At 65.8% G+C, this 18,067-nt stretch carries 17 protein-coding genes; 2 read left to right on the plus strand and 15 right to left on the minus strand.

What is annotated here, in order from left to right:
- Positions 1 to 17: 17 nt before the first annotated feature.
- The 5 genes from C8C99_RS06685 to C8C99_RS06705 form a co-directional block, all read right to left on the minus strand.
- On the minus strand, positions 18 to 881 hold the full coding sequence (locus C8C99_RS06685) for a TIGR00730 family Rossman fold protein (RefSeq protein ID WP_056645443.1): 864 nt from the start codon (positions 879 to 881) through the stop codon (positions 18 to 20).
- A 121-nt stretch (positions 882 to 1,002) separates the two neighbouring features.
- Positions 1,003 to 1,386 (minus strand): fluoride efflux transporter CrcB, encoded by a 384-nt coding sequence (crcB, locus tag C8C99_RS06690; protein WP_108625293.1) that lies wholly within the window; start codon positions 1,384 to 1,386, stop codon positions 1,003 to 1,005.
- A 120-nt stretch (positions 1,387 to 1,506) separates the two neighbouring features.
- Positions 1,507 to 2,811 carry a TRAP transporter large permease gene (locus C8C99_RS06695; RefSeq protein ID WP_108625294.1) on the minus strand — a complete coding sequence of 435 codons (1,305 nt, stop codon included), beginning with the start codon at positions 2,809 to 2,811 and terminating at the stop codon, positions 1,507 to 1,509.
- 20 nt (positions 2,812 to 2,831) lie between these two features.
- A complete protein-coding gene (locus C8C99_RS06700) occupies positions 2,832 to 3,341 on the minus strand; it encodes a TRAP transporter small permease (protein WP_015014448.1) in 510 nt (169 codons plus the stop codon).
- 18 nt (positions 3,342 to 3,359) lie between these two features.
- Positions 3,360 to 4,343, minus strand: coding sequence for a TRAP transporter substrate-binding protein (locus C8C99_RS06705; RefSeq protein WP_108625295.1), 984 nt, complete (start codon positions 4,341 to 4,343; stop codon positions 3,360 to 3,362).
- A gap of 187 nt (positions 4,344 to 4,530) precedes the next feature.
- Between C8C99_RS06705 and C8C99_RS06710 the strand changes: the two genes are divergently transcribed.
- Positions 4,531 to 5,067: a winged helix DNA-binding protein gene (locus tag C8C99_RS06710; RefSeq protein WP_108625296.1), complete on the plus strand. Its 537-nt coding sequence runs from the start codon at positions 4,531 to 4,533 to the stop codon at positions 5,065 to 5,067.
- 92 nt (positions 5,068 to 5,159) lie between these two features.
- Positions 5,160 to 8,810, plus strand: a complete 3,651-nt coding sequence (locus tag C8C99_RS06715) for a hydantoinase B/oxoprolinase family protein (RefSeq protein WP_108625297.1) — start codon at positions 5,160 to 5,162, stop codon at positions 8,808 to 8,810.
- A gap of 71 nt (positions 8,811 to 8,881) precedes the next feature.
- On the opposite strand, the gene mnhG is transcribed toward C8C99_RS06715, so the two are convergent.
- The 10 genes from mnhG to C8C99_RS06770 all read right to left on the minus strand — a co-directional run bounded on the left by mnhG (position 8,882) and on the right by C8C99_RS06770 (position 18,056).
- Positions 8,882 to 9,262, minus strand: a complete 381-nt coding sequence (gene mnhG, locus C8C99_RS06720) for a monovalent cation/H(+) antiporter subunit G (protein WP_108625298.1) — start codon at positions 9,260 to 9,262, stop codon at positions 8,882 to 8,884.
- Positions 9,259 to 9,537 carry a K+/H+ antiporter subunit F gene (locus tag C8C99_RS06725; RefSeq protein WP_056063664.1) on the minus strand — a complete coding sequence of 93 codons (279 nt, stop codon included), beginning with the start codon at positions 9,535 to 9,537 and terminating at the stop codon, positions 9,259 to 9,261. The genes mnhG and C8C99_RS06725 overlap by 4 nt, the downstream gene beginning before the upstream one ends.
- Positions 9,534 to 10,025 carry a Na+/H+ antiporter subunit E gene (locus tag C8C99_RS06730; RefSeq protein ID WP_108627067.1) on the minus strand — a complete coding sequence of 164 codons (492 nt, stop codon included), beginning with the start codon at positions 10,023 to 10,025 and terminating at the stop codon, positions 9,534 to 9,536. The genes C8C99_RS06725 and C8C99_RS06730 overlap by 4 nt, the downstream gene beginning before the upstream one ends.
- A 56-nt stretch (positions 10,026 to 10,081) precedes the next feature.
- Entirely contained in the window at positions 10,082 to 11,803 is a 1,722-nt protein-coding gene (locus C8C99_RS06735) for a monovalent cation/H+ antiporter subunit D (protein WP_108625299.1), read from the minus strand.
- 159 nt (positions 11,804 to 11,962) lie between these two features.
- Positions 11,963 to 12,328, minus strand: a complete 366-nt coding sequence (locus C8C99_RS06745) for a Na+/H+ antiporter subunit C (protein ID WP_108625301.1) — start codon at positions 12,326 to 12,328, stop codon at positions 11,963 to 11,965.
- Positions 12,319 to 15,264 (minus strand): monovalent cation/H+ antiporter subunit A, encoded by a 2,946-nt coding sequence (locus C8C99_RS06750; RefSeq protein ID WP_108625302.1) that lies wholly within the window; start codon positions 15,262 to 15,264, stop codon positions 12,319 to 12,321. Before C8C99_RS06750 ends, C8C99_RS06745 begins: the two co-directional genes overlap by 10 nt.
- A gap of 339 nt (positions 15,265 to 15,603) precedes the next feature.
- Positions 15,604 to 16,068, minus strand: coding sequence for a helix-hairpin-helix domain-containing protein (locus C8C99_RS06755; RefSeq protein ID WP_056645423.1), 465 nt, complete (start codon positions 16,066 to 16,068; stop codon positions 15,604 to 15,606).
- A 37-nt stretch (positions 16,069 to 16,105) separates the two neighbouring features.
- Complete coding sequence (lapB, locus tag C8C99_RS06760; RefSeq protein WP_056645420.1) at positions 16,106 to 17,263, minus strand: lipopolysaccharide assembly protein LapB; 1,158 nt, start codon at positions 17,261 to 17,263, stop codon at positions 16,106 to 16,108.
- Positions 17,253 to 17,576, minus strand: coding sequence for a lipopolysaccharide assembly LapA domain-containing protein (locus C8C99_RS06765; protein WP_056645417.1), 324 nt, complete (start codon positions 17,574 to 17,576; stop codon positions 17,253 to 17,255). The genes lapB and C8C99_RS06765 overlap by 11 nt, the downstream gene beginning before the upstream one ends.
- Positions 17,577 to 17,708: 132 nt before the next feature.
- Positions 17,709 to 18,056, minus strand: coding sequence for an integration host factor subunit beta (locus tag C8C99_RS06770; RefSeq protein WP_056645414.1), 348 nt, complete (start codon positions 18,054 to 18,056; stop codon positions 17,709 to 17,711).
- Positions 18,057 to 18,067 lie beyond the last annotated feature (11 nt).

The following is an 18,067-nucleotide window of genomic DNA, read 5'->3' on the forward strand; positions in this document are numbered from 1 at the left end:
AGGCGCGGTGCTGCCCCTCAGAGCTGGTAAAACGCCCGGATCAGGTCCCAGGCTTCCTGCGGGTTGTCGGTGTAGTGGAAGAGCTTCAGGTCTTGTGCCGAGATCGTGCCTTCTTCCACCAGTACATCGAAATTGATGAGGCGCTTCCAGTAATCGGTGCCGAACAGCACGATGGGCACAGGTTTGGCCTTTTTGGTCTGCACCAGGGTCAGCACTTCAAACAGCTCGTCCAACGTGCCAAAGCCGCCGGGGAAGGCCACCAGCGCCTTGGCGCGCATCATGAAATGCATCTTGCGCAGCGCGAAGTAGTGGAACTTGAACGACAGCGACGGCGAGATGAAGCGGTTGCCGCTTTGCTCGTGGGGCAGGGCGATGTTCAGGCCTACGTTCAGTGCACCAGCGTCGTGGGCGCCCCGGTTGGCGGCCTCCATGATGCCGGGGCCGCCGCCGGTGCAGATGTAGATGCGGTCGGCAGGGCGCTGGCGTTCGCTGTAGTCGGCCACCAGTTTGGCGAACTGGCGGGCCAGGTCGTAATAGCCCGCGTTGCGCACGGCCAGGCGCGCGCGGCGCACGCGTTCGGCGTCGCCACTGGCTTCGGCTTCGGTGAGCTGGGCAGCGGCCTCGTCGGGCGCCACGAAGCGCGCGCTGCCGTATACCACCACGGTGCTTTCAATGCCTTGTTCGGCCTGGCCCAGGTCGGGCTTGAGCATTTCGAGCTGAAAGCGTATGCCGCGGGTTTCGCGGCGGAACATGAATTCGGGGTCCGCAAAGGCCATGCGGTTGGCATCGGCCTGCAGCGGGTTGCCGTTGTGGGCGTGGTTGTGCAGTTCGGCCCAGGCATCGGCCAGGCGGCGTTCGTTGAGTTGGGTGTTGGCTTCCATGGCGGGCTCGCGTATCGGTCGGTGAACAGGAGAAAAAAAGTGGCGGCACTGGCGTTCGCCGGGGCTGGCACCTTTAGTGTGGCGTGGGTTTATGACGAAATAGCTTGCAAGTGCACAAGCATCATGCGCGTGATGCTATGAAATACGAAGCAGTTTGCATGCCAAGCACCGTGAGGCTCAGGGAGCCGAGCAGGTGCAGTGCGGTGGTGCCCAGCGCCATGGCGTAGCGCTGCACCATCAGCATCTCTATGACCTCGGCCGAGAAACTGGAGAACGTGGTGAGTGCGCCCAGGAAACCCGTGACCAGCGCCAACCGCCACATGGGGTCGATTTGCGGCATGGCATGGAACACGGCGACGCACACACCAATGAGATAGCCGCCCACCAGATTGGCGGCCAGCGTGCCCCAGGGGATCAGGCCTCCCGGGCTGAGCCACAGACCCAGGCGCCAGCGCGCCAGTGCGCCCACACAAGCGCCGATGCAGATGGCAAGAACATTCAACATCGAACGATTGTCGCTGGATTTTGGAGCGCCGGACTGGCTGCTCTCCATCCCTTAAACGCCAAACGGGGCGTCCCCGGTGAGGGCGCCCCGCTTGGTTGTGCCTGCTGGCGGCAGGTGTGTTCAGCGCGCCGACATCTGCTGCGGCAGCCAGGTCACGATGCCGGGGAACACATAAATCAGCGCCACGGCGCCACACATCAGGAAGAACATGGGCATCGCAACCTTGGCAATCCAGGGCAGCTGGCGCCCTGTCATGCCCTGCAACACAAACAGGTTGAAGCCCACGGGCGGCGTGATCTGCGCCATCTCGACCACCAGCACGATGAAGATGCCGAACCAGATGGTGTCGATGCCCGCGGCCTGCACCGTGGGCATGAGCACGCCCATGGTCAGCACCACCATCGAGATGCCGTCGAGAAAGCAACCCAGGATGATGTAGAAAATCGCCAGCGCCACGATGAGCTGGGCCTGGTTCAAGCCCAGCGACGCGATCCATTCGGCCAAGTGGCGAGGCAAGCCGATGTAGCCCATGGCCAGCGTGAGGAAGGCGGCGCCTGCCAGGATCAGTGCGATCATGCAGTACAAGCGCGTGGCGCCCATCAGCGAGTCCTTGAACGTGCCCCAGGTCATCGAGCCCTGCACGGCCGACAGCACCAGCGAGCCCACCACGCCCACGGCCGCCGCCTCGGTGGCGGTGGCAAAACCGGTGTAGATGCTGCCCAGCACGGCCGCAATCAGCAGCACCACGGGGATCAGGCTGCGCGATTCCGACAGCTTTTGCATGAAGCTCATGCGCACATCGGCCGCGGGCACCTGCTCGGGGTGGCGCAGCGCCCAGACCATGATGTAGCCCGAGAACAGCGCCGCCAGCAAGATGCCCGGCAGCACGCCCGCAATGAACAGCTGCGAGATCGACACCTCGGCCGACACGCCGTACACGATCATGATGATGGAGGGTGGGATCAACAGGCCCAGCGTGCTCGCGCCCGCCAGCGTGCCCACGACCATGTGCTCGGGGTAGCCGCGGCGCGTCAGTTCGGGCAGCGTCATCTTGCCGATGGTGGCGCAGGTGGCGGCGCTCGACCCCGACACGGCGGCAAAGATGGTGCAGCCCACCACGTTGGTGTGCAGCAGCCGGCCCGGCAGTGCCTGCACCCAGGGGGCCAGGCCCTTGAACATGTCTTGCGACAAGCGGGTGCGGAACAGGATTTCGCCCATCCAGATGAACAGGGGCAGGGCTGTGAGGGTCCAGCTGGAGGCGCTACCCCAGATCGTCACAGCCATCGCATCGCCCGCCGGGCGGGCGGAGAACAGCTGCATGGCGATCCAGGCGACGCCGGAGAGGGTGAGCCCGATCCATACGCCGCTGCCCAGAATCAGGAAAAGCGACAGTACGAGCAGGCCGGTTATGGCGAGATCACTCATGGTAGGTCGTGCAGCAGGGGTTATTCATTGCGCAATGCTTCGCCAGAGGAGGCATCCACACGCTTGCCCATCATCTCCAGCACCAGCTCGTCCAGGAACGCGATGGCCAGAATCACCGTGCCCACGGCCATGGCGATCTGTGGAATCCATAGAGGTGTGGCGTCACTGCTGGTGGAGATGTCGTGGAACTCGTGCGACTGCCAGGCCAGCTTGCAGCTGTACACCGCAAACAGCACGGCGAGCAGGGTGGCAATGGCCAAAGCCCAGATCTCGAACGCCTTCTTGGCGCCGCCCTTCAAGAAGTTGAGCAGCAGCGTGACGCGGATGTGCTCTCCGCGCTTCAAGGTGTGGGCGAGTGCCAGAAAGCCCGATGCAGCCATCAGATAGCCCGCATAGGCGTCCGTGCCCGGCACGTGAAAGTGGAACTGCCGGCTGGCGATGGACAGCAGCACCATCCCCAGCAGGCCGACCATGAAAAGCGCCGCCAGGGCGGCGGCGCTGTCGTACAGAAAGTCCAGCAGACGACGCATGTGCGTGGGCGCCTGGGCTTACTTGCGGTAGGCGTCGATGAGCGCCTTGCCTTCGGGGCCGGCCTTTTCGAGCCATTCCTTGAGCATGGTGTCACCCACCTTGGCCATGTCGGCCTTCAGCGCGGCGGGCGGCGCCTCTACGCTCATGCCATTGGCCTTGAGCTTCGCGATGGTGTCGGCGTTGACCTTGGCACTGTTGGCCCAGCCGCGCGCCTCGGCGTCAGCACCGGCCTTGAGCAGGGCGTCCTGGCTGGGCTTGTCCAGCGCATCAAACGCCTTCTTGTTCACCAGCAGGGCGTTTTTGGGCAACCAGGCCTGGGTGTCGTAATAGAACTTGAGGTGCTCGTACAGCTTGCTGTCCACGCCTGTGGCGCCCGAGGTCATGGTCGATTCGACCACGCCCGTGGCCAGGGCTTGCGAGAACTCCGCAGCCTGCACCGTCACGGGCTGGGCACCGACCAGCTCGGCAATGCGCGCGGTGGCAGGGCTGTAGGCGCGCCACTTGATGCCCTTGAGGTCAGCGGCAGAGGCCAGCGGCTTCCTGGTGTAGATGCCTTGTGGAGGCCAAGCCACCGCGTACAGCAACATCATTCCCTGCTCAGCCAGCTTCTTTTCCAGGAAGGGCTTTTGGGCGGCGTAGAGCTTTTTGGAGGCGTCGTAGCTGTCGGCCAGGAAGGGCAGGCCATCCACGCCAAACAGCTGCCATTCGTTCTGGAAGTTGGCCAGCAGGATCTCGCCCATCTGTGCCTGGCCGCCTTGCACAGCGCGCTTGATTTCAGGGGCCTTGAACAGCGCCGCGTTGGCGTGCACCGTGATCTTGAGCTTGCCGCCCGTGGCCTTGTCCACATCGCTGGCCAGCTGCACCATGTTCTCGGTGTGGAAGTTGGTGGCAGGGTAGGCGGCGGCCAGGTCCCACTTGGTCTGGGCGAATGCCGAGGTGGCAGACAGGCCCGCAGCCAGGGTCAGGGCGAGTGCGGTCACGGGGAAGATTCGACGCTTCATAGATATTGCTCCGCAGGGTTGTATGTACAAGGTTGGATGTAACAAATCACTGTATCGGAAGCCGATCCGATTGCGATAGGTGTTTTGCCTAAACGCTGACAAATTGCCAACAAATTACCATCGACTTGCCTACAATGCCCCATGCATATCCCGTGCCAATGACAGAACCCGCAGGCCCGAACCCGCCATGAAATCTGACGCCAAGCCCAAGGCCAAAACCGACTCCGGACCCATCGTGTCGTCGGCGCACCTGGTGTCGGCGCAGAGCGCGGAGATGAGCGAGTTCGAGTTTGGCCTCATCGTGGCGGGCAATGCGTTCCACCGCTGGGTGGTGCACTGCATGGCGGCGGCGGGGCTCAAGGACCTGACGCCGCTCGACGTGGTGGTGCTGCACCATGTCACGCACCGCGCGCGCGACAAGCGCCTGGCCGACATCTGTTTCATCATGAACGTGGAAGACACGCACCTGGTGAACTACTCGCTCAAAAAGCTGCAGACCCTGGGCGTGGTGGCCTCGCAAAAGAATGGCAAGGAAGTGACCTACGCCGCCACCGACATCGGCCGCGCCTACGTGCAGCGCTACCGCGAGATCCGCGAGAGTTGCCTGATCGACGCCTTGAATGCCGATGACGCGCTCAACCGCGACATTGGTGAGCTGGCCCGTTTGCTGCGTGTGCTCTCGGGCATGTACGACCAGGCAGCGCGCTCGGCCGCGTCGTTGTGAACTCTGGCCTCCAATCTTTGAGTTTTTGAATGAAAAGCGGCTGTGGCGCAGATATTGAATGCGCTGGCAGCTATTGATTAGATAGCATCACCATGTCCAACCAACCTTCCCCCATGTCCCGCTGGCAGTTCTGGATAGACCGTGGAGGCACCTTCACCGACGTGGTGGGCAAGCGGCCTGACGGCACCCTGGTCACGCACAAGCTGTTGTCCGAGAACCCCGAGCAGTACAAGGACGCGGCCGTGGCAGGCATTCGGCACCTGCTGGGTTTGAAGCCGGGCGAGCCGGTGACGCCTGCGCTGGTGGAGTGCGTGAAGATGGGCACCACCGTGGCCACCAACGCGCTCTTGGAGCGCAAGGGCGAGCCCACGCTGCTCATCACCACCAGGGGCTTCAAGGACGCGCTGCGCATTGCGTACCAGAACCGCCCACGTTTGTTTGACCGCCACATCGTGCTGCCCGAGCTGCTGTACGAGCGCGTGATTGAGGCGCAGGAGCGCGTGAGCGCGCAGGGTGAGGTGATCGAGCCGCTGGACGAAGACCACCTCAAGGAACGCCTGTGGGCCGCTTACGACGCGGGCCTGCGCAGCGCGGCCATCGTGTTCATGCACGGCTACCGGTTCACGGCGCACGAAGAGGCGGCGGCCCGCATTGCGCGCGCGGCGGGTTTCACGCAGGTGAGCGCCTCGCACGCCACCAGCCCCATGATGAAGCTGGTGAGCCGGGGCGACACCACGGTGGTGGATGCCTACCTGTCACCCATCCTGCGCCGCTATGTGGACCAGGTGGCGAGCGAGATGCCGGGCGTGAAGCTGTTCTTCATGCAGTCGTCGGGCGGCCTGACGGACGCCCAGGTGTTTCAGGGCAAGGACGCGATCCTCTCGGGCCCCGCAGGCGGCATCGTGGGCATGGCACGCACTGCCGGTTTGGCAGGCCACGACAAGGTGATCGGCTTTGACATGGGCGGCACCAGCACTGACGTGAGCCACTACGCGGGCGAGTTTGAGCGGGAGTTCGAGACGCAGGTGGCCGGCGTGCGCATGCGTGCGCCCATGATGAGCATCCACACCGTGGCGGCCGGTGGCGGCTCCATCCTGGGCTTTGACGGCGCACGCTTTCGTGTGGGCCCCGAGAGCGCGGGTGCCAACCCCGGCCCCGCCAGTTACCGCCGTGGCGGCCCGCTGGCCGTGACGGATGCGAACGTGATGGTGGGCAAGATCCAGCCCGCGCACTTCCCCAAGGTGTTTGGCCATGCGGCCAACGAGGCGCTGGATGGCGACGCAGTGGCGCACAAGTTTGGCGATCTTGCCGAGCAAACCGGGCGCAGCGCCGAGGATGTGGCCCATGGTTTTATTCAGATCGCCGTGCAGCAGATGGCCAACGCGATCAAGAAAATCAGCGTCGCGCGCGGCTATGACGTGACGCGCTACACGCTGCAGTGCTTTGGCGGCGCAGGCGGCCAACATGCGTGTTTGGTGGCTGATGCGCTGGGCATGACCCGCGTGTTTGTGCACCCGCTGGCCGGTGTACTCAGCGCCTACGGCATGGGGCTGGCGGACCAGAACGTGATCCGCGAACAGGCCGTGGAAACGAAGCTGGTGCCAGAGGCACTCGCAAGCATCGAAGCCACGCTGGACCAACTGGCCACCACCGCACGCACCGAGCTGGAGCGCCAGCAGGTGGGCGCAGGCACAGCCGTGGTGCACCGCCGCGTGCATGTGCGCTACGAGGGCAGCGACTCGGCGTTGATCGTGCCGTTTGGCTCGCTGGCCGAGATCACCGCAGGCTTTGAGGCCGCCTACCGCCAGCGCTTTGCGTTCCTCATGCAGGGCAAGGGCTTGGTGGTGGAGGCTGTATCGGTCGAGGCCGTGGTGCCCGGCGACGCCCCCGAGGAGCCACGCCACGCGCTGCAGCCCGCGCGCGAGGTACCGCGCCGCTGCACCGTGCGCATGTACACCGGTGGCGTGGACGGCGTGCCCGCTTGGCATGACGCGGCATTGGTGGTGCGCGAGGACCTGCGCCCCGGCGACGTGATCCCCGGCCCGGCCATCATTGCCGAGAAGAACGCCACCACCATCGTTGAGCCCGGCTGGGAAGCGCAGCTCACCGAGCTGGACCACCTGCTGCTCCACCGCCGCGTGGCGCGCGCTGTGCAGCATGCTGTGGGCACCACCGTGGACCCGGTGCTGCTGGAGGTGTTCAACAACCTGTTTATGAACATTGCCGAGCAGATGGGGCTGCAGCTGCAGAACACGGCGTACTCCGTCAACATCAAGGAGCGCCTGGACTTCAGCTGCGCGCTGTTCGACACCGAGGGCAACCTGATTGCCAATGCGCCGCACATGCCCGTGCACCTGGGCTCGATGGGCGAGAGCATCAAGACCGTGATTCGCGAGAACGCAGGCAAGATGCAGCCCGGCGATGTGTTTGTGCTCAACGACCCGTACCACGGTGGCACGCACCTGCCGGACATCACGGTCATCACGCCGGTCTACATCGCCGATGAAGCCACGCCCACGTTCTATGTGGGCAGCCGGGGCCACCACGCGGATGTGGGTGGCACCACGCCCGGATCGATGCCACCGTTCTCCACGCGCATCGAGGAAGAGGGCGTGCAGATCAACAACGTGAAGCTGGTGGAGCGCGGCGTGCTGCGCGAGGCGGCGATGGTTGCGCTGCTGGAAAGCGGCGAATACCCATCACGCAATCCACAGCAGAACATGGCCGATTTACGCGCGCAAATCGCTGCCAACGAAAAAGGCCAGCAGGAGCTGCGCCGCATGGTGGCCGAGTTCGGTCTCGACGTGGTGCAGGCCTACATGCGCCATGTGCAGGACAACGCCGAAGAGTCCGTGCGCCGTGTCATCACACGGCTGAAGGATGGTGCGTTCACCCTGCCGCTCGATAACGGCGCGCAGATCAGCGTGGCGGTGAAGGTGGATGCCGCCAGCCGCAGCGCCACCATCGACTTCACCGGCACCAGCCCGCAGCAGACGAACAACTTCAATGCGCCCACGGCGGTGTGCATGGCGGCGGTGCTGTACGTGTTCCGCACGCTGGTCGATGACGACATTCCGCTGAACGCCGGATGCCTGAAGCCGCTCAACGTCATCATCCCCCCCGGCAGCATGCTCAACCCCAACCCACCGGCCTCGGTGGTGGCGGGCAACGTGGAGACCTCCACCTGCATCACCAACGCGCTGTATGGCGCCTTGGGCCTGATGGCAGCGGGGCAGTGCACCATGAACAACTTCACCTTTGGCAGTACGCGCTACCAGTACTACGAGACCATCTCGGGCGGCAGTGGTGCGGGCGGGGTGTGGGATGCGAATGGGCAGCTGGTGGGTGGGTTTGGCGGCACCAGCGTCGTGCAGTGCCACATGACCAATTCGCGCCTGACGGACCCCGAGGTGCTGGAGTTCCGCTTTCCGGTGCGGCTGGAGGCCTACGAGATCCGCAAGGGATCGGGCGGTGCCGGACAGTACAAGGGTGGCGATGGCGGCATCCGCCGCGTGCGCTTCCTCGAACCGATGACGGCCAGCATCTTGTCCAACGGCCGCCACCATGGCGCATTTGGCATGGCGGGCGGCCAGCCAGGGGCCGTAGGCATCAACAAGGTGGTGCGCAGCGACGGCCGGGTGGAGCTGCTGGACCACATTGGCCAGGCCGAGATGGCACCGGGCGATGTGTTCGAGATTCACACACCCGGTGGCGGTGGGTTTGGCGTTCCAGGGGCGAAGTAAGGGCCAAAAGTGCTGCAGGCGCATGTTTCATATGCGCCTGCAGCTATCAAATCAGGAGTAATTGATCAGGATTATTTGGCTTCTGCGCTGCCATCCACCTTGGGCTGGCTCAGGCTGGGTGGCACATCACGCCCAGCCTGCCGGGCGCGGAACAGCGCCGCGCGCATCAGAAAGATCGACATGATGGGCACCGTGATCGCCACGAACACGGCAATCAGCAGCGCATGCAGCGCCAGGCTGCGGTCGGCCACCGAGAAGTACAGCACCGTGCCGTGCATGATCAGCCAGCAGCCCAGCGTGGCGATGATGGAGGGGGCGTGTACCCGTTCAAAAAACGTGGGCAGCCGCAGCAGCCCGATGGAGCCCAGCAGGGCCAGCGCGGCGCCGGCCAGCACCAGCACGGCCACGATGATTTCCAGCCACAGCGGAAGAACGGCGGCAGCTTCGGTCATTCGATCACCTCGCCGCGCAGCAAAAACTTGGCCATGGCCATGGAGCCGACAAAGCTGAACAGCGCCAGCAGCAGTGCGGCCTCGAAGTAGTTTTTGCTGCCGTAGAGCAGGCCCAGCACCAGCATCACCAGCATGCCGCTCAGGTACATGCAGTCCAGCGCCAGCACGCGGTCTTGCGCGGACGGGCCCTTGAGCAGTCGGATCAACGCACAGCCCATGGCCAGCGCGAGCATGAGCAGGGCGGCCGGCAGGGCCCAGTCCAGCACGGGGGTCATTCAAAAATCTCCATCAAGGGGGCCTCGTAGCGCTGCTTCACGTCAGCGATCATCGTGGCCGGGTCGTCCAGCTCCAGCACGTGCAGCAGCAGCATGCTGCGGTCCAGCGAAATCTCGGCCCACGCGGTGCCGGGCGTGATGCACACGATCATCGCCAGCACGGCCAGTGCGTTGGGGTCCCGCACGTCCAGCGGGATGTGCACAAAACCCGCAGGGTGGCGCCTGCGGCCGGGCGCCAGCAGCAGACGGGCCACGGCCAGGTTGGACCGGGTGGTGTCTGCCACCACCGTGAGCGCCAGGCGCAAGACGGTGCCCGGCTTGCGGATGCGCACGGGCAGGGGGCGCAGCCCGGCGGTGAGCAGCGGGATCGCCAATGCCACCACGGTGCCCAGCAGGAGGTGGCCTGCGCTCAGGCTGCGGTTGAGCAGCAGCCACAAGCCCAGCAGCGCCAGCGAGAGCAGCGGTGCAGGCACCAGGCGCCCCAGCAGATGGGGGCGTGGCGGCGTTGCGGGTACGTGGGTAGCGGTTGAGTGGCGGGGTGAGGTCATGGCTTGTCCCCTGATGGCATGGTTTCAGTCGTTGCCGCAGGCGAAGGCGCGACGGGCGCAGCGGTCATCACCGCGCGCACATAGGTGGCGGGCGCATGCAGGGCATCGGCCGTGGCCTGGGTGTAGCGCATCACCGCCCCAGCCTGCCAAACCAGCGCCACGCAGGCCAGCAGCAGCAGGGCAATGGGCAACCCCTCCAGCACCAGGAGCTGCGGGGATGCCCGGCCTTGGGCCGACCAGAAGTGGCGAATGCCCGCGCGCGTGAGTGCCAGCAGCGCCAGCAGCCCCGAGCCCACCAGCAGCGCCACCAGCAACCAGCCCGCAGCGCCCAGGCGAATGCCCTGGGCCGCGCCCAGCCCCAGCGGGTTGAGCAGTGCATGGACCATGGCGAACTTGCCCACAAAACCGGGCAGGGGCGGCAGGCCCGCAATGACCAGCGTGCAGGCCACGAACGCCAGGCCCAGAAAGGCCGCGGCGGCGGGGATGACCTGACCGATCAGCGCCTGCTCCCTGTCGTCCAGATTCATGCCCTCGGTGGGTACCAGGTCGGCCGACAGGAAGGGCGCGTCGTCGGTCTGCTCATGCGGCGCGAGGTTGGCGCCGTCGTTGCGCCAGCGGTCGATCAGGTCAGTGAGCAGGAACAACACGCTCACGGCCAGCGTAGAGCTGAGCAGGTAGTACAGCAACCCGCTCGTGAGCAGGTTCTGCCCGAAGCCCACGGCGGCCAGCAGCGTGCCCGACGACAGCACGGCGCTGAACCCGGCCAGATGCCCCAGGCGCTGCGATCCCAGCATGCCAATGGCACCAAACGCCATGGTCAGCATGCCGCCTCCAATGAGCCACTGGCCGCCGAACAGCGCGGATTCACCCGCCTCGGCGCCGAACAGCAGTGTCCACAGCCGCAGCACGCTGTACACGCCCACCTTGGTCATCAGCGCAAACAGCGCACCCACGGGCGCGGTGGCCGCGCTGTAGGCGGGTACCAGCCAGAAGTTGAGCGGCCACACGGCGGCCTTGATGAGGAACGCGACCGCCAGAATGGCGGCGGCTGCGTGCAGCAGCCCCCGGTCTGCCACGGCCACACCCGCAATGCTCTGCGCCAGGTCGGCCATGTTGAGCGTGCCGGTGATGCCGTACAGCATCGACACACCGATGAGGAACAGCGACGAGGCGGCGAGGTTGATGGCGATGTAGTGCAGCCCCGCCGACACGCGCGGGCGGCCCGAGCCGTGCAGCAGCAGCCCGTAGGAGGCCGCCAGCATGATCTCGAAGAACACGAACAGGTTGAACAGGTCGGCCGTGAGAAACGCGCCCGCCAACCCCATGAGCTGAAACTGGAACAGCGGGTGAAAGTGCACACCCGCCCGGTGCCAGCGCGCGGCTGAGAACAGCACCGTGGCCAGCGCCACCGTGCTGGTCAGCACCAGCATCATGGCCGACAGACGGTCGATGACCAGCACGATGCCGAACGGCGCCGGCCAGTTGCCCGGCAGGTACACGCCCAGGCTGGTCTGCACGCTGGGCTCCTTGGCCTGCACCAGCAGCAGCACGGCCACCACCAGGCCCATCAGGGTCGATGTGATGTTGAGCGTGACCTTGGTGCGCTGGCGCTCTTCGCGCAGCAACAGCATGAGCCCGGCCGTGAGCAGGGGTAGCGCGATGGGGGCGAGGATCAGGTGCGGCATCAGCCGCTCCAGTAGGAGGTGCACGGATGTCATGTCAGGACTCCATGGCGCTGCGCATGAAAAGGGCGCGCCTCAGGCCCGGGCAGCCGAGCCAGGGCCGCCCCGCCGCGAGGGCTGCGTCCCCCTGCCCGCAGCGCACAGCGCTGCAAGAGCGGGGGGAAGCGGCGAAGCCGCTCAGGGGGGTGTTTTTCATCATGGCATTTCCTGCGCATCCTTGGCGCGCGTGCCGTCCACATGGTCGGTGCCGGCCATGCCGCGCGATGCCAGGAGCACCACGAGGAAGAGGGCGGTCATAGCAAAGCCGATCACGATGGCCGTGAGGGTGAGCGCCTGGGGCATGGGGTCGGCATAGTGGGCCAAGTCTTGCGGCACCCCGGGCTGCAGCACGGGCTCCTTGTCAATCGCGAGGCCCAGGCGGCCCATGCTGAAGATGAACAGGTTGACGGCATACGACAGCAGCGACAGGCCCATGATGACCTGGAAGGTACGCGGCCGCAGCAGCAGCCACACGCCGGAGCCGGTGAGCACACCGATGGCCAGGGCCAGTATCAGTTCCATGGACCTTCTCCCGGTGTGGCGGCGGCCTGGGCTTCTTCGGCCGCGCGTGCGTTGTTGTAGCGGTGGCTGCGCACCGACTGGTGTGCAATGCCGGTGAGGATGAGCATGGTGGAGCCCACCACCAGGGTGAACACGCCAATGTCGAAGAACAGTGCGCTGGCCACATTGATCTCACCCACCACAGGCAGCGAAAAGTGCGCCGTGTGGCTGGTCAGGAACGGATAGCCCCAGGCCAGCGCGCCCAGGCCGGTGGCCAAGGCCGCCAGAAGGCCCACACCGATCCAGCGCCTTGGGTACAGCGGCAGATGGGCCTCGACCCAGGACGTGCCCGAGACGATGTACTGCAGCAGCAGCGCTACCGAGAACACCAGCCCCGCCACAAAGCCGCCGCCGGGCTCGTTGTGCCCGCGCATGAACAGGTACACCGCGACCAGCGTGGCAAAGGGCAGCATCAACCGCACCAGCACGGCGGGCACCATGAGGTAGCCCACGGCGGTGTCGGCCGTCTGGCTGGGGTTGGCCAGGTCGGTATCCACGTCGGGGGGCAGCGCTCGCTGTTGGGGCGGCAGGTCCATCACCTCGCGTGCGGGCCGGAAGCGCCGCAGCAGCGCGTACACCGTGAGCGCCACGATGCCCAGCACCACGATCTCGCCAAAGGTGTCAAAGCCCCGGAAGTCCACCAGCATCACGTTGACTACGTTGGTGCCGCCGCCGCCGGTGAGTGCGTGCTCCAGGAAGAAGGTCGAGGTGCTGTCCGGGAACGGACGGCTCATCATCGCGAACGACAGCAGGGCCATGCCGCCGCCTGTGCTCAGCGCCAGCGCCAGGTCGCGCCAGCGGCGCAGCTGGGTGCGGCGTTCTTCAGCCAGCGTGGGCACACGCAGGCTTTCGTCGCGCCGGGGTAGCCAGCGCAGGCCCAGCAGGATGAGGATGGTGGTCACCACCTCCACCACGATCTGCGTGAGTGCGAGGTCGGGCGCCGAGAACCACAGGAAGGTCAGACACACGCACAGCCCGGAGCCACCGAGCAGCGTCAGGGCGGCCAGCCGGTGGTATTTGGCCTGCCATGCTGCCGCCACGGCGCACACCGCGCCCAGCAGCCACAGCAGCGCAAAGGCAGGCGACAGCGGCAGCTGCACCCGGTCGCCAATGGGCAGGCCCCGCGCCCACAGGGGCAGGGTGCCCGCCACCAGCGCAGCGCACACCAGCCACAGCATTTGCCACTGCAGGCGACCGGTGCCCAGCAGGCGGCGGCCGTTGCGGCCCATCAGGCTGAGCAGGGCCAACGTGGCTTCAAAGGCCCGCTGGCCGCTGATGCGGCGCATGACCGGGGGTGCATCGATGGCGCCCTTTTCGCGTTGCCAGCGCAGCAGTGCGTAGAGCGCAATGCCCCCGCCCAAAGCGACCAGGCTCATCACAAACGGGGTGTTGAACCCATGCCAGACCGCCAGGCTGTAGGTGGGTAGCTCGCCGCCCACCACGGGCCGCGCGGCAGCGGCCAAGTAGGCCCCCACCGACCACGCGGGCAGCGTGCCCACCACGAGGCAGGCCAGCACCAGCAGTTCGACGGGAACGCGCATCCAATGTGGGGGCTCGTGGGGCGGGCGTGGCAGGTCGGTGGCGGGCGGGCCAAAGAACACATCCACCGTGAAGCGCAGCGAGTAGGCCACGCTGAACATGCCGGCCACCGTGGCGGCGATGGGCAGCAGCCATTCGAGCAACGGCGTGGTGTTCACGTACACCGTCTCGGCAAAGAACATTTCCTTGGACAGGAAGCCGTTGAGCAGCGGCACGCCCGCCATGGCCGCGCTGGCCACCATGGCCAGGGTGGCGGTGATCGGCATCATGGTGCGCAGACCCGACAGGCGCCGTATGTCGCGCGTGCCGCTTTCATGGTCCACGATGCCCACGGCCATGAACAGCGAGGCCTTAAAGGTCGCGTGGTTCATGATGTGGAACACAGCGGCCACGGCCGCCAGCGGGCTGTTCAGGCCCAGCAGCAGGGTGATGAGACCCAGGTGCGAGATGGTCGAGTACGCCAGCAGCCCCTTGAGGTCGTTCTGGAACATGGCGGCGTAGCCGCCCACCAGCAACGTGCACAGCCCCGCACCGCCCACCAGCCAGAACCACTGCTCGGTGCCTGCGAGCGCCGGCCACAGGCGCGCCAGCAGAAACACGCCGGCCTTCACCATGGTGGCCGAGTGCAGGTAGGCCGACACGGGTGTGGGCGCTGCCATGGCGTTGGGCAGCCAGAAGTGGAACGGGAACTGCGCGCTTTTGGTCAGCGCGCCCAGCAGAATCAGGACAAGCGCGGTGGTGTAGAGCGGGTGGTTCTGGATGAGCTGCCCCGCAACCAGCACATGGTCGAGGTCGTAGCTGCCGACGATGTGGCCCAGCACCAGCATGCCCGCCAGCATGGCCAGTCCGCCCGTGCCTGTCACCGTCAGCGCCATGCGCGCACCACGCCGCGCGTCCTTGCGGTGGTGCCAGTAGCCGATCAGCAGGAAGGAGAACAGGCTGGTCAGCTCCCAGAAAAACGCGATCTGGATGATGTTGCCCGACAGCACTACGCCCGCCATCGCGCCCATGAACGCCAGGAAGAACGAGAAGAAGCGCGGCACCGGGTCTGCGGGCGACATGTAGTAGCGCGCGTACAGCACCACCAAGCTGCCCACGCCCAGCACCAGCATGCAGAACATCCACGCAAAGCCATCCATCCGGATGACGAGGTTCAGGCCCAGTGCGGGCAGCCAGGCCAGTTCTTGCCGGATCACGCCGCCGTCTGCAATCTCTGGAAAGTACAGCGCCGCCTGGGCTGTGCAGAACAAGGCGATAAGGCCCGCCAGGGTGGACTCGGTATTGCGGGCGTTGGACGGCAGAACCGCTGCCAGCAGGCTGCCGATGAAGGGGAGAAGGATGAGCGTGATCAGGGGCATGCGCAAACGATTCTAGGGCGTGTCCCCCTTCAATTCCCCCACGCGCTGGCGGTGCAATGCGGATGGAAGCCCGACAAAGCAGACGCCGCATTGCGCAGCCAGCCCGAAGGGAAAGCCAGCCAGGCCGCACACTGCGTCGTTGCCCTTCGCTTGTGTAGCCAAGCTACACGGCGCTCAGGGCGCCTAGCACTGCACGGCCTGGATGGCTTTCGCGTGGGGGAATTGAAGGGGGACACGCCCTGGGGCAGCCCCTAAAAACCCTGCCCGACCCACGCTGTTGGGTAGCCATGCTGCAAAAAACAAGCCCGCTGCAGCGGGCTTGCTGCTTGTGAAGCGTGCTTAGTTTTTGCTAGCGCTGCTTGCTGGGGCTGGAGTAGCCGGTGCTGCCTTTGCAGTCGCAGGGGTGGCTGGTGCGACCGGTGTGACTGGCGTAGCCGGCTCCTTGTCAGCGCCGGCCTGGGTTCGGCGGTCTGCTGTCTGGGTATTGCCGTGCTTCTTGTTGTTTTTCTTGGCTTCAGCCTTGGCGGCTGCCGCCGCGCTGTACTTCTTGCCGTTGACCGTCAGGCCCTCTTTGGAGAAGTTGACGGCACTCTTGTTGCCCACGCCGCCCACACGGCCAATGAAGTCGGCCCAGTCCTTGAAGGGTGCGCTTTGGCGCTCTTGCAGGATGCGGCCCGACAGGCCGGGGCCAATGCCCTTGATGCCGTCGAGTTCGGCCTCGGTGGCGGTGTTCACGTCCACGGCGGCCCAGGCGGCGGAGGCAAGCAGCGTGGCAACAAGCAGGGTCAGCAGTTTCTTCAGCATGGCAAGGGTCCTACGGCGTAGCGGGGGAGGGCCGGGGTCAGAGTTCTTCGACCCGGCGCGCGGGGTAGCTGTCCCAGGTCTGACAGCCGGGACATTGCCAGAAATGCTGACGGGCTTCAAAGCCGCAGGCCGCGCAGCGGTAGCGGGTGAGGGGTTTGACGGCATGGTCCAGTGCACGTTGGACCTGGGGGTGGAATTCTTCGTGTTCCAGCTTTTCGGTGGCCAGCCATTTGGCGGCGGCGACCAGAGAGCGTTCCTTGTCCAGGTGCTCCACATAGCGTTGGCGGGCGGATGGGTGGGTGGCCTCGTCGGCGGCCTCCATGGCCACAATGCTTTCCAGCACGTCCAGCGAAGGCGCTTGTGCATAGTGGGCCTGCAGCAGGGCGTGCACTTCCTGCGTGCGGCCAGTGGCCGTTCCGGCCTCAACCATCAGCGGGGCCGCCAAGGGCAGTGCAGCGGGGTTGCGCTCGCCCAGCGTCTTCAGGGTGGACAGCACCGCCGCGGGCTGGCCCATGAGGCGTTGCAGGCGCGCCAGTTCAATGCGCGCACGCGCCGCCTCGGGGGCAGCCACCACAGCCTGCTCCAGCAGGGCCTGGGCGCCGGGCAAGTCGCCTTGCGCGCTCAGCGCCAGGGCCTGCTCGCACAGGTAGTGGGCCTGGCGGGTGCTGAAGTCGCCCTGGTCGGCGTCGTGCATCTTGCGGGCGATGCTGGCGGCATGGGGCCAGTCGCGCGAGCGTTCGTAGATGGCCAGCAGCGCCAGGCGGGCCTGGGCCTCGAACGGGGTGCCCTCCAGGCGCTGCAACGCGTCTTCGGCGCGGTCCAGCAGCCCGGCCTTCAGAAAGTCGAGCGCCAGTGCATGCTGGGCGCGCTCGCGGTCGGTGCGGGAGAGGTCGCCGCGCGAGAGCAGATGTTCGTGAACACGCACGGCGCGGTCGTACTCGCCCCGGCGGCGAAACAGATTGCCCAGGGCGAAGTGCAGCTCGGACGTATCCGGGTCGTTCTGCACGGCCTCGATGAAGGCGTCGATCGCCTGGTCCTGCTGCTCGTTGAGCAGGAAGTTCAGGCCCTTGAAGTACGCCTTGGGCGCCCGCCGGTTCTCTGCGCGCAGCTGGCGCAGGTCAAAGCGCGATGCGAGCCAGCCCAGCACAAAGGCCAGAGGCAGGCCCAGCAGTATCCAGCTCAGGTCAAATTCCATGGATTGAAGGCAGGTCAGGAGGTGGTGGAGGCGCGGCGGGTGTGGCGCTGGTGGCGGGCGCTACAGGGGTGGGGGCAATGACCGCGGCCTGGGCGCGGCGTGCAGCGGTGCGGTGCCGCCACCAGCGCGGCACCATGCCCAGGGCCCCAACGACCAGACCTGCGGCAAAGGCGGTCAGCACCACCAGCACCAGCGGCGCGCGCCATTGCGTGCCAAAGAAGAAATGCACGGTCGCGTCCTGCTGGTTGTTCAGCGCGAAGGCGAATAGCGTAAAAAAAATGGCTGCCTTGAGCAGCCACAGGAGGTATTTCATCGGTCTCCCCAGTGGTGGGGCGATTCTAAGAGCTTGGCGCTGCGGCCCCGTGTGGAGGTGCAGTCAGACCAGCACAGGCCAAAAACGCCGCAGGCGCATACAACTCATGCGCCTATTGCTATCAATTCGATATCAAGTACCCGTGGTGCCTGTGGCAGGCTGGGTGTTTTCTTCCATTTCGGCTGTGCGTTTGTCCACGGCTTCGCGCAGGGCCTTGCCCGGCTTGAAATGGGGAACGCGCTTTTCGGGGATGGCCACGGCCTCGCCGCTGCGCGGATTACGGCCCATGCGGGGAGGGCGATGGTTCACCGAGAAACTGCCAAAGCCCCGGATCTCGCTGCGGTGCCCGCGCACCAGGGCCTCGCCCACAGCGTCCAGAATGGTCTTGACCGCGTATTCGGCATCGCGGTGGGTGAGCTGGCTGAAGCGGGCGGCCAGTTCTTCGACGAGGTCTGAGCGGGTCATGGAATCTTGGGACATAGGCAAGTCTT

Source organism: Acidovorax sp. 107 (assembly GCF_003058055.1).
GTDB lineage: Bacteria > Pseudomonadota > Gammaproteobacteria > Burkholderiales > Burkholderiaceae_C > Acidovorax.